Annotated in this window: 10 protein-coding genes and 1 pseudogene; 1 reads left to right on the top strand and 10 read right to left on the bottom strand. The window is 64.1% G+C overall.

The genetic code is table 11. From position 1 onward, the window contains the following. Positions 1-98: 98 nt before the first annotated feature. A pseudogene (locus ACH107_RS13885) lies at positions 99-431 on the bottom strand (ATP-binding protein); the annotation flags it as partial. After that, a complete protein-coding gene (gene istA / locus ACH107_RS13880; protein ID WP_412506347.1) occupies positions 364-1,929 on the bottom strand; it encodes an IS21 family transposase in 1,566 nt (521 codons plus the stop codon). The pseudogene ACH107_RS13885 and the gene istA, both read right to left, overlap by 68 nt. Positions 1,930-2,133: 204 nt before the next feature. On the opposite strand from istA, the gene ACH107_RS13875 reads away from it, so the two are divergent. Then, positions 2,134-3,135 carry a GlxA family transcriptional regulator gene (locus ACH107_RS13875; protein WP_412506346.1) on the top strand — a complete coding sequence of 334 codons (1,002 nt, stop codon included), beginning with the start codon at positions 2,134-2,136 and terminating at the stop codon, positions 3,133-3,135. Here ACH107_RS13875 and ACH107_RS13870 read toward each other — a convergent pair. The 8 genes from ACH107_RS13870 to ACH107_RS13835 form a co-directional block, all read right to left on the bottom strand. After that, positions 3,132-3,584: a CoxG family protein gene (locus ACH107_RS13870; RefSeq protein ID WP_412506345.1), complete on the bottom strand. Its 453-nt coding sequence runs from the start codon at positions 3,582-3,584 to the stop codon at positions 3,132-3,134. The genes ACH107_RS13875 and ACH107_RS13870 overlap by 4 nt on opposite strands. A gap of 33 nt (positions 3,585-3,617) precedes the next feature. Then, positions 3,618-5,978 (bottom strand): xanthine dehydrogenase family protein molybdopterin-binding subunit, encoded by a 2,361-nt coding sequence (locus ACH107_RS13865; RefSeq protein ID WP_412506344.1) that lies wholly within the window; start codon positions 5,976-5,978, stop codon positions 3,618-3,620. After that, the gene (locus ACH107_RS13860; protein ID WP_412506343.1) at positions 5,971-6,456 is read right to left on the bottom strand and encodes a (2Fe-2S)-binding protein; all 486 of its coding nucleotides are present in this window, start codon (positions 6,454-6,456) and stop codon (positions 5,971-5,973) included. Before ACH107_RS13860 ends, ACH107_RS13865 begins: the two co-directional genes overlap by 8 nt. Beyond that, the gene (locus ACH107_RS13855; protein ID WP_412506342.1) at positions 6,449-7,312 is read right to left on the bottom strand and encodes an FAD binding domain-containing protein; all 864 of its coding nucleotides are present in this window, start codon (positions 7,310-7,312) and stop codon (positions 6,449-6,451) included. The genes ACH107_RS13860 and ACH107_RS13855 overlap by 8 nt, the downstream gene beginning before the upstream one ends. A 12-nt stretch (positions 7,313-7,324) precedes the next feature. Then, positions 7,325-8,641 (bottom strand): TRAP transporter large permease, encoded by a 1,317-nt coding sequence (locus ACH107_RS13850; protein WP_412506341.1) that lies wholly within the window; start codon positions 8,639-8,641, stop codon positions 7,325-7,327. Further along, on the bottom strand, positions 8,634-9,146 hold the full coding sequence (locus ACH107_RS13845) for a TRAP transporter small permease (RefSeq protein WP_412506340.1): 513 nt from the start codon (positions 9,144-9,146) through the stop codon (positions 8,634-8,636). Before ACH107_RS13845 ends, ACH107_RS13850 begins: the two co-directional genes overlap by 8 nt. Positions 9,147-9,211: 65 nt before the next feature. Then, positions 9,212-10,222, bottom strand: coding sequence for an asparaginase (locus tag ACH107_RS13840; protein ID WP_412506339.1), 1,011 nt, complete (start codon positions 10,220-10,222; stop codon positions 9,212-9,214). After that, entirely contained in the window at positions 10,219-10,536 is a 318-nt protein-coding gene (locus ACH107_RS13835) for a non-heme iron oxygenase ferredoxin subunit (protein WP_412506338.1), read from the bottom strand. The genes ACH107_RS13840 and ACH107_RS13835 overlap by 4 nt, the downstream gene beginning before the upstream one ends. Between the last annotated feature and the right edge of the window lie 2 nt (positions 10,537-10,538).

The following is a 10,538-nucleotide window of genomic DNA, read 5'->3' as shown; positions in this document are numbered from 1 at the left end:
CGAAAAATGGGCCTCCGAAACGAAGGCCTACATCAAATGGGAATGCCAGGATGCATGACCCGCTCTCAGCAGAATTTCCAGACCTCAGGTTGCTCAATCTTTCCGGTTCCGGTGCCGCCGATCAGGACGAGGTTGCGCTGGTGATCAAGGAAGTCACCGGTGGCCAGGTCTCGGATCAGCGTCTCGTTGACCTCCGCCGCTTCGAAGGCGAACTCTTCGAGTTCCTTGGCGAGCGGCAGCTTGGCGATGGTCATCTGGTATTTGATCGATCTGGCCTGCTTCTCCCTGATCTCGGCGGTCAGAAGATCCCCAATGATCTGTTGGGGTTCATGCTGACGTTTGACGGCCGTGGTCAGTGTTTCATCATAGGCCGCTCTCATGCCGTAGAGCTTCAGCTTCCCCATCGCATCGATTACGTCGGATCGTTCCATCTGTTTGTCTCCTCAAGCTGTCATATCGGTTGCAGTCGGCAATTGGTTCACAGGTCAGCTTCAGCTCATCTGGCGTCGTAATTGTCAGGGGCGGTAGTGGCTCGCGGTGCCGGGCCAGGATGTTCAGGACCACGCCTGCGGAATGGACATTGTGCGACAGGGCTTCTGCCCAAGCCGCTTCGACCGCCTCAATTCCGTCGGTCAGTACGGCGCTCAGGATGTCGACCATCTGCCGGTCACCGCCGGGCTGACGTTCCAACTTGCGCCACACGCGGCGGATCGGCGCCGGCAGCTCCCATTCCTTGAAGGGTGCCCCATTGCGCAAGGCGCCGGGTTTGCGGGCCAGAACAGGTATGTAATGCAGGGGATCGAAGATCGTTTTGTCCCGCCCGAAGGCCCGCCCATGCTGGCCAACGATTTGCCCATCCTGCCAGCATTCCAGCCGATCGGCGTAAGCCCTGATCTCGACCGGCCGCCCCACGGCGCGGGCATCGACCGAGTATCTGTTCTTGTCGAAGCGCACGAGGCAGGTCTTGGACACAGAGGCCGGGACCGCATGGAATCCATCGAACGGGCCGACGTAAGGCACAAGGCTCGGGCGTTCTTCTTCGAACACCTCCCAGATCGTTCTGTCCCGCAGCTCCGGGTGCTTATTCGCCTTGGCATAGGCCAGGCATCTATCCTCCAGCCATGCATTCAGCTCGGCATAGGACTTGAACTTCGGACGCGGCACGAAGAACCGTCGCCGGATGACACCGACTTGGTTCTCGACCTGTCCCTTCTCCCAACCCGACGCCGGGGTGCAGGCGACAGGTTCGACCAGGTAATGGCCGCACATCTGCTGGAACCGCCGGTTATAGGCGCGGTCCTTGCCGACGAAGATCGCGTCAACGGCGGTCTTCATGTTGTCGTAAATCCCCCGGGCGCAGGCCCCACCGAAGAAGGCAAACGCCTTGTCGTGGGCATCGAACACCATCTCCTGGGTCTCTCGGGGATAGGCCCGGACAAACGGCATCCGGCTATGGCTCAGGCGGACATGGGCAACCTTCACCGTCGTGGTGACGCCGTCAATCAGAACGACCTCATGGCTCCAATCAAACTGATAGGCCTCGCCGGGATCGAAGCTGAGCGGCACATAGGCCGCCGCCGATGCCTCCCGGGTCGCCTTCGACCAACGCGCCGCATAGCGCCGTACCGCGTCATAGCTACCGTCATAACCTCGGTTGCGCAGTTCTTCGTAAATCCGAACCAGCGTCAGGCGTTGCCGCTTGGGCTGCCGGTCATTCTCGGCCAGCAGCTCATCCAGATCGGATCGCCAGGGGTCAATCTTGGGGCGAGGCTGCGTCGAGCGGTCATAGCTGAACTCGGTTGCCCCAGATCGCACCACCTTACGCACCGTGTTCCGCGACACCCGCAGATCCCGGCAAATCTGCTTGATCGACTTCCCCTGGATAAAATACGCCCGCCTGATCTTCGCAATCGTCTCCACGACCAACATCCCCAACTCGCTCCCTCAAATCCGTCGAGGAAGCTTCTGAACAGAAATATCAGGGGGGTCACTTTTGGACGCCGATTACCCCAATACTGGGGTCAATTTTGCATGCCGGTTCACACGATGAAGGACAGCTATCACACCGTCTGGTTCGAGCTGCATGAAGAGCTGATCCGCCTGTCCGGGCGCGTGCGGACCGAGTGACACGGCGTGACCGATCAAGACGCAAGATCGTTCCGGGCCGCACATAGCCCTGTGCGGCCCGCAGGCCCCCGGTTCCTGTTCGTGCTTCTGCCGGGCTACGGCGTCACCGACGTTGCGCTCGCGACCGAGGCTCTTGATGCGGCGAACCGGGACGGCGGGGATTTTCGCTGGCGCATCCTGACCGTGACCGGCGCAGGCGTGCCGTCCCGCTCGGGCCTGACCCTTGCCGTGGATGGGGGGGTAGAGCCGGTGTTCCCGAATGATACCCTGTTGCTGTGCGGTGGTCCGCAGCTTGTGCGGCAAAGCTCGCCCGCGCTGGCCCCGTGGCTTGGAAAGGCCGTTGCCCATGGCGCGGCCGTGGGCGCGATCGGCAGCGGGGGCTCGGTTCTGGCCGAGGCCGGGTTGCTGGAAGACATACCCATCGCGACGCATTGGGCGATGGCCGATCCGATGCGCGAACGGCTTCCCCGTCCACAGGTGACGGACGCGGTTTTTCACTTCGGCCCACGGCGTATAACCTGCGCCGGTGGCGTCACGACGCTCGACATGATGCTGGCGCTGATCGCGGCGGCACAGGGACGAAACTGCGCCCATGCCGCGGCGGCCGCCCTGACCTGCGCGCATATCCGGGGGCCGGACGCGCCACAGATGCTATCCACGGCCTGCCGCCACGCCCGCCGGAGCCCCGCACTGATTGCCGCGATCAAGGTCATGGAAGCCACGCTAGACGATCCCCTGCCCGCACAGGCGGTGGCAGAAAAGGTCGGCCTGTCCTGTCGGCACTTGGAGCGGCTTTTCTCAACCCACCTCGGCCAGACGCCGAAACGATTTCAAGATGGCCTCAGGCTTGACCATGGCCGCCGGCTGATCCAGCAGACCGATCTGGGTGTCGCGGAAATCTCGGTAGCTTGCGGATTTCGCACCCAAAGCCATTTCGCGCGCCTCTACCGCCGCCGTTTTGGCGTGACCCCCAGCGCGGATCGGGGGCTGGCCCCCGTAGTTGCCTAGGTCTGCGCGACCCCTTCCATCTCGTCCTTGAAGCTCTCGAAGAACTGGTCGGCCATTTTCTTGGCGAACCCGTCGATGATGCGGGAGCCAAGTTGCGCGATCTTGCCACCCACCTTTGCTTCAACGCTATAGCTCAGCTCGCAGCCATCGGCGTGATCGGCAAAGGTCACGGTGGCCGCGCCTTTGGCAAAGCCCGCTGCCCCGCCCTTGCCTTCTCCGACAAGGCGCATGGAGGTGCCGGGCACCACGTCTTCGACCGTGACCGCGCCTTTGAACTTGGCTTTCACCGGCCCGACCTTCTGCACAACGACGGCTTCAAAGCCCTCTTCCGCCGATCCTGTCACCTCTTCGGCGCCCGGGACACAGGCCTTGAGCGTGTCCGGCGACACCAATCCCGCGAACACGGCGTTACGCGGGGCGGCGATGATCCGGCTGTCTTGCATTTCCATTAGTCTGTTCCCTGTCTTTCATTTGGTTTTGGCCTACTCGGCGGCCATCACGGCCTCGAGTATGCGCCCGGTGGTGAAAGGCTGGCGCACGACGCGTGCGCCGAGCGGCGCGAGCGCATCGCTCAGCGCGGATCGCACCGCGCCCGGTCCGCCGACCGTTCCGGCCTCGCCCACACCCTTGGCGCCAAGGCCCGAGGCACGGGTGGGCGTGGTGACGTGCCCCACGTGAATATCCGGCATCTCGCCGGCCATCGGCACGACATAATCCGCCAGCGTCCCGTTCGAAAACTGGCCGTCTTTGGAATATTGGCATTCCTCGTAAAGCGCGGCGCCGATGCCCTGCACGATCCCACCGCGCAACTGCTCGTCGACCAGAAGCGGGTTCACCACGGTGCCGCAATCGTCCACGACCCAGTAGTTCAAAAGCTTGACGGTGCCGAGCGCGGGGTCGACCTCGACATGGACCGCATGAACCCCGTTTGAGGCGATATAGGGCAGGTTCGACGGGACGAAACTCTCCTCGACCGTCATCGGCGGCACCTGTCCGGTGGGGATGTCATAGGGCCGGTAGTGGCACAGCGCCCCGATCTCGGCCAGCGTCAAGCCGGAGGGGCCCTTGGGCCCGATGACTTCACCATTCCGGAACGAAAGATCGTCGGGCGCGCATTGCAAAACCGCCGCCGCGACGCCGAACAAACCTTCCCGCATCCGTTGGCTGGCACGTTGCGCGGCTTCCCCGCCAAGCGCCATCCCGCGTGATGCCCAAGCCCCGCCCCCATAAGGGGTGCGCCCGGTGTCGCCCGCGATCATGCGCACGCGGTCGGGTGCAATATCGAACTCGCCCGAGATCAACTGGCCAAGCGCCGAAAGCGTCCCCTGCCCCTGATCCGTCACGCTGGTCGCGCAGGTCAGGCTGCCGTCGGGTTGAAGCGTGAGGCGGCAGGCCTCGTTCGCAGCGACCGTCAGCCCGAGCGGGCCATAGAGCCCGGCCCCGACACCGGTCAGCTCCACGAAGCTGGCGAGACCGATCCCGCGATAGACGCCTTTTTTGCGCAGCGCCGCCTGTTCGGCGCGAAGCCCGGTATAGTCCATCGCCTCCTTCAGCTTGGAAAGGCAGGCATCAAGCGAAAGCTCCTCGATCACGAGGCCCGCTTGCGTAGCGCGGGTGCCTTCGTCCAGCGTCGCACGGTAGTTGATGCGCCGCATCTCGGCCGGGTCGATCCCGGCGGCACGGGCGCCCAAGTCGATCATCTCTTCGGTGATCGAGCAGGCGATGGGCTGGCCCACACCGCGATAGGCCCCGCTTGGCGCCTTGTTCTGGCGCCAGCCGCGCACCTCGGCCCGAAACGCCCCGACCTTGTAGGGCGCACCGATCATCTGGGCAGCCTGCATCGCCTCGCCGAAGCTGCCGCGCGGATGCATGGCATAGGCGCCGAAGCCGGCGTCGACGTGCGCATCTATCCCAAGGACGTGCCCCGCGGCATCCACCGCCATACGACAGGTCGCCTGCGCCTCGCGCGCATGGGCGTCACAGGTGAAAGATTCCATCCGGTCGACGATGTATTTGACCGGGCGGCCCAACAGCTTTGACACCGCCACTGCGGCAAGTTCATCTGCATAGGCGTGTAGTTTCAGCCCAAAGGCGCCGCCCACATCCGGAGCGGTGACGCGCACGGCTTGCGGCGACAGGCCAAGCTGCGCGGCGTAGACCTCGCGCATCTGCCACGGCACCTGATGCGATTGCCACACCTCAAGTTCTTCGCTGCGAGGGTCCCAATGGGCGACGATCCCACGCGGTTCAAGCGTGACGCCGGTCTGGCGGCCAAAACCGAAGCTGGCCTCGACCACATGGGCGGCGTTGGCGAAAGCGTCGGTCACGTCCTCGGCCCCGAAACGATGATGCAAGGTCAGGTTGTCGGCAAAGTCGGTATGGACCGGCGCGGCCCCCTCTGCCTGCGCGGCTTCGATCGTGCAGGCGGCGGGCAATTCGTCCCAGTCCACGAAAACAAGCTCCGACGCGTCTTCGGCCACGGCCCGGCTGGTCGCGACGACGGCCACCACCGCTTCGCCCTGGAAACAGCTTTCATTCACGACAAGCGGCGGCTGGGGGGCCGAGGCATGGCCGGGCACACCCGCCGGGTTTGTGTCGAAGGGCGCGCAGACCTCGGCCAGCGTCTTGCCGTCGATCACCGCGACGACGCCGGGCACCTCCAGCGCGTCATCGGCTTCAATATCCAGAACGCGCCCATGGGCGAACGGCGCGCGCACGAAGGCAATTTGCAGCATCCCCGGCAGGGAGATGTCATCAACATAGCGCCCGTGCCCCTTGGCCAGACGCCGCGCCGCCTCGCGCGGGAGAGGGGCTCCGATTCCCTTGGTGTTCATCTCAGTCATCCGATCCCTCCCGCAGCGTATACGCGGCATCCGAGACCGCCTCGACAATCGCCTGATAGCCGGTGCAGCGGCACAGGTTGCCCGAGATGGCGTCGCGGATTTCATCGCGGCTTGGGGCCGGGTTTTCGGACAAGAGCTCGCGCGCGGTCAGGATCATCCCGGGCGTGCAGAAGCCGCATTGGAACGCGTTGCGCGCAACGAAGGCATCCTGAAGCGCGACCACGTCCCGGTCGTGGCCTGCATGTTCGATGGTTTCGACGGTCGCCCCGTCCACCTGCATGGCAAGGGTCAGGCAGGAACGCACAACGTGCCCGTCCATCATCACATTGCAGGCCCCGCACACGCCATGTTCACACCCGATATGGGTGCCGGTTTCACCGAAATGATGGCGCAGAAGGTCGCCCAGATGGCCGCGCGAGGCGGCAGGCACCGAGACCTCCTGTCCGTTCAGTGTAAAGCGGATCATGTCGTCAGGCATCGTCAAGCTCCATCGCATCGCGCACGGCGCGTTTTGCCAAGGCGCGGTATTGTCGGCGGCGCATCTCGGGGGTGGCCAACGGGCTGTCCATCGGGTCGACCGCGTCCGAGATCGCTTGCGAAAGATCGGCGATCAGCCCGTCATCGGGGGCACGGCCGAGCGCGATGTCGGCCACCTCGGGCAACAGGAGCGGCGCCGGCTCGGACCCGAAGGCGACGAGGTCGAAGGCAGCGATGGTGCCTCCGTCGAGCGTCACCTGACCGGCCAGACCCAGCGTGGCGAAATCACCGCGGCGCACGGCCAGCTCGTCGAAGATGGCGCGCGTGCCTTTGGGGGCGGCGGGAAAGCGCGCCTCGATCAGGATTTCATGCGGTTCGCGCGCGGTCTCGTAGAGACCTTGGTAGAAGTCGCGGGCGGGCACCTCGCGTGTGCCAGTGTTGCTCGCCAGCACGAAGGTCGCGCCCATCGCCACGGCGCAGGCGGGCATTTCGCCGGCCGGGTCGCCGTAGGCCAGACTGCCGCAGGTGGTGCCGCGATTGCGGATCGCGGGGTGTGCCACATGAGGCAGCGCCGCCCCGATGAGCGGAAGCGCGGCCAGCGCATCGGTATGCGCCATGAGGTGCGCGTGGCGCACTAGCGCGCCGATCCGCACCGCGTCGCCCGTAACCTCGATCCGGTCCAGACCGGGGATGTGGTTGATGTCCACCACGAGCTCGGGCGCCTGAAGCCGGAGGTTCAGCGCAGCGACAAGGCTTTGCCCACCGGCCAGAACGATGGCGTCTTCGTTGTCGGCGAGCGCGGCCAACGCCTCGCCCAGCGTTTCGGCCCGCAGGTAATCGAAATCAGGGCTCTTCATCGCGTCACCTCGTTACCGGAGCAGATCGGGCAGCCAGCTGACCGTGCCCGGCAGGAACAACAGGATGCCAAGCACAAGGAACTCCAGCAAAAGGAAGGGCAGGACCGCCTTGTAGATTGTCGTCATGGCCAAGGGCCTGTCGGCCACGCTTTGCATCAGGAACAAAAGCAACCCGAAGGGCGGCGTCGTCAGGCTGATTTCCAACGCGATCAGCATCAGCACACCGAACCAGACCGGGTCGACACCGATGCCGGACACGATCGGCATGAATATCGGCAGGGTCAACATCATCATCGACACCTGATCCATGAAACAGCCAAGGAAGATCAGGATGCCCAGCATGAAGATCACGAGCATCGTGTTCGACACGCCCGCGCCCGTCACGATCTGCGACATTTCCTGCGTTGCACCGGAAAAGGCCAGGATCTGCGAAAAGGTGCCCGAGGTGCAGATGATAAGCAGGATCATCGCGCTGAACTTGAGCGTCTCGCTGACCGACAGGATCAGCGCCTTGATCGACAGCGCACGATAAGCAGCCGCTGCGACAAGCGTGGCCAGCACGCCAAGGGCGGCACTTTCGGTAGGGGTCGCGATGCCCGCGAACATGGAGCCGACAACCACAACGAACACGCCCAACAGGGGCACGACATGGGTGAAGATCGGCAAGATACGCTCCCGCAGGGTAAGCTCGGGACCTTCATAGGGCGGCGCGATCTCGGGGCTGATCCGGCAGCGGATGATGATATAGCCAAGAAACAGGATCGCCATCATCACACCCGGCACGATGGCAGCGATGAGGATGTCATTGATCGAAATCCGCGCGAGCGACCCCAAGAGCACCCCAAGCCCCGATGGCGGGATCAGCATGGCGATACCGCCCACCGCAAGGATCGGACCGATTGCGATGGTCGAGGAATAGCCCCGGTCCTTCATCTGCGGAAACAGCGTGCGCCCCAGTACGGCGGCGTTGGCCAGCGTGGAGCCGGACAGCGACGAGAACACCGTCCCGCCAAGCACGGCCACGATGGACAGCCGCCCCGGCACCTTTGAAATCAGCCGGTCGATGGCGTCGATGGACTTTTGCGCCATTCCGGTCTGTAACATGATCTCGCCCATCAGAACAAAAAGCGGGATCGGCACCAGCGAATATTGTCCGGCAGTGGAGCGCATGCTGCGCACCATCTGCATCAGGCCCATTTCACCGCCCAGAAAGACGAGCACACCGACGATATTGACCGCAAGGAACGAGAAGGCGACCGGTACGCCGATCATCAAGAGCACAAGGACGCTGCCGAACATCAGCGAGATCGCGAAAATCCACTCAGGCATTGTCTTGCACTCCGGTCAGGGCCGCGCGGCCGACGGGTGTGCCCAGCATTAGATAGATCCGGCGCAGGAACTCGATCACGAGCAGGACAAGCGCCAGAGGCACCTGCCACTGCAAAAGCCATTCACTGACCACCACGTCCTTGAAGATAAGCTGGCCGCGTTGATACGACTGGCCGAACACCTCGAAGGCAAAGCGCAGGGCAATCGTCGTTGCGGCAAGGCCGATGAAATCGGTCAGCAGCATGACCCGCGCTTTCGCACGCGGGGCAAGGTTGTCGAGCACCACGGTCACTCTGAGGTGGCCGTCATGGTAAAGCAGCCAAGGGGCCGCCAGCATCGCCAGGCTGAACAGCGCATATTCCGAGAATTGCACGCTTCCCCGGATCAGACCGATGTTGAACAGGCGCAGGATCGCCTCGCCGCCGATCACGACGACAAGGAAGACCAGCAAAAGGCCACCGAGGATCGCGAGCCCCGACAAAATGCGTTCGTATATTCGTCCCATGGACACCTTAGCAGACCTCCCGTTTTGGATGGTGTCGGACCAGGTTCTCTTTGCGGAACCTTCGGTCAGTGGTTGCCCGGGGTGGGCGGCAAGCGGCCCCAGGTCTGGAGTAAGTTTTCTATTTCTGCGGTTTCGGGCTTTGAAGCCAGCGCCAGCATGACGAGGATGCGCGCCTTCTGAACGCTTAATCCGCCACCGCCAAGGATGCCATCTGCCCGGTTATTAGGCTGAACCGGCACGCCACCGCGCAGCGCCCGGCTGGATTGGACGACGACGACGCCTTTCGAAACGGCATCGAGCATGGCGGCACGGTCGCCCGGCGCGGCCCGTCCCGGGGGCATGCCGGCCACTATGATCGCCTGTGCGCCCGCCTCGGTCAGTGCCCTGATCGCGCAGCCGTCTGACCCGGAGTAGGACAACGCGATGTCCACGCGCGGCACTTCGCCCGTGGGCAGGGGCAGCACTTTCGGGGCGGCAATCGGGGCGCGGGCCATGAACAGGCTTCCGTCCGCGTCGATCCGGCCAAGGGGTCCGAATTCCGGAGCCTCGAAGGCGTCGAGCGCGAAATTCGAGGTCTTGCTCACATCGGAGGCCGCGAAAAGCTGGCCGTTCATGCAAGCATATGCTCCCGCCGGGGCCTGGGTCGCGGCCGAGACCGCCGCGCGCAGGTTCACCATCGCATCGCTGGCCGCCGTGTTGGGCGGGCGCTGCGCACCGGACAGGATGACGGGTTTCGTCGCGGCGCAGGTCGCTTCGAGAAAGAACGCGGTCTCCTCGAGCGTTGCGGTTCCGTGAGTGATGACGATCCCGTCGATGTTCGTCTGGCCGTCCAGATCCATCACCACACCGGCGAGTTCGATCCAGTCGGTGACCGAGATGCCCGTGGAGGGCAGCATGCGGAACGGCACGAGGTCGAGCGTCACATCCGCGAGGCCGAGGTCCATGCCCTCGACGATCTTGTCGACCGGGTTGATCCGGCCCGTATCGCCATAGTCGACCCAGTCGAACGGGTGGGCCCCTTCCATCGCGATGGTGCCTCCGGCCCCGATGACGGCGACGCGGTGTGCAGCACTCATAGCTGCACCTGCACCTGGCCACCTTCGACGCGCACCGGATAGGTTTTGACGGGCTTCTCGGCGGGATCGCCCGCAGCCTCGCCCGTCTTGTAGTCGAACAGACCGCCGTGGAGCGGGCATTCGACGACGCAATCCTCGGTGTCGCAATAGCCCTCGGACAGAAAGGCGCGGCCATGCGTGCAGAGGTCGTCGACGCAGAAGAATTCGCCCGCGTCGTTGACGAGGCACAGGCGCGCCCCGTCGATTTCAAAAGCGCGGGCTTCGCCGTCGGGCAGATCGCCTTCGTCGCAAAGTGTGGACCAGCTCGTGCTCATCA

It is taken from the genome of Roseovarius halophilus (ex Wu et al. 2025) (assembly GCF_047086965.1).
Note: the sequence above shows the minus strand (reverse complement) of the source record. Positions and strands in the feature narration are given on the sequence as shown.

Excerpts from the sequence above, each read along its gene's own strand:
- istA (WP_412506347.1), bottom strand. The coding sequence starts at position 1,929 with ATGTTGGTCGTGGAGACGATTGCGAAGATCAGGCGGGCGTATTTTATC.
- ACH107_RS13870 (WP_412506345.1), bottom strand. The coding sequence starts at position 3,584 with ATGGAAATGCAAGACAGCCGGATCATCGCCGCCCCGCGTAACGCCGTG.
- ACH107_RS13865 (WP_412506344.1), bottom strand. The coding sequence starts at position 5,978 with ATGACTGAGATGAACACCAAGGGAATCGGAGCCCCTCTCCCGCGCGAG.
- ACH107_RS13860 (WP_412506343.1), bottom strand. The coding sequence starts at position 6,456 with ATGCCTGACGACATGATCCGCTTTACACTGAACGGACAGGAGGTCTCG.
- ACH107_RS13855 (WP_412506342.1), bottom strand. The coding sequence starts at position 7,312 with ATGAAGAGCCCTGATTTCGATTACCTGCGGGCCGAAACGCTGGGCGAG.
- ACH107_RS13850 (WP_412506341.1), bottom strand. The coding sequence starts at position 8,641 with ATGCCTGAGTGGATTTTCGCGATCTCGCTGATGTTCGGCAGCGTCCTT.
- ACH107_RS13845 (WP_412506340.1), bottom strand. The coding sequence starts at position 9,146 with ATGGGACGAATATACGAACGCATTTTGTCGGGGCTCGCGATCCTCGGT.
- ACH107_RS13840 (WP_412506339.1), bottom strand. The coding sequence starts at position 10,222 with ATGAGTGCTGCACACCGCGTCGCCGTCATCGGGGCCGGAGGCACCATC.
- ACH107_RS13835 (WP_412506338.1), bottom strand. The coding sequence starts at position 10,536 with ATGAGCACGAGCTGGTCCACACTTTGCGACGAAGGCGATCTGCCCGAC.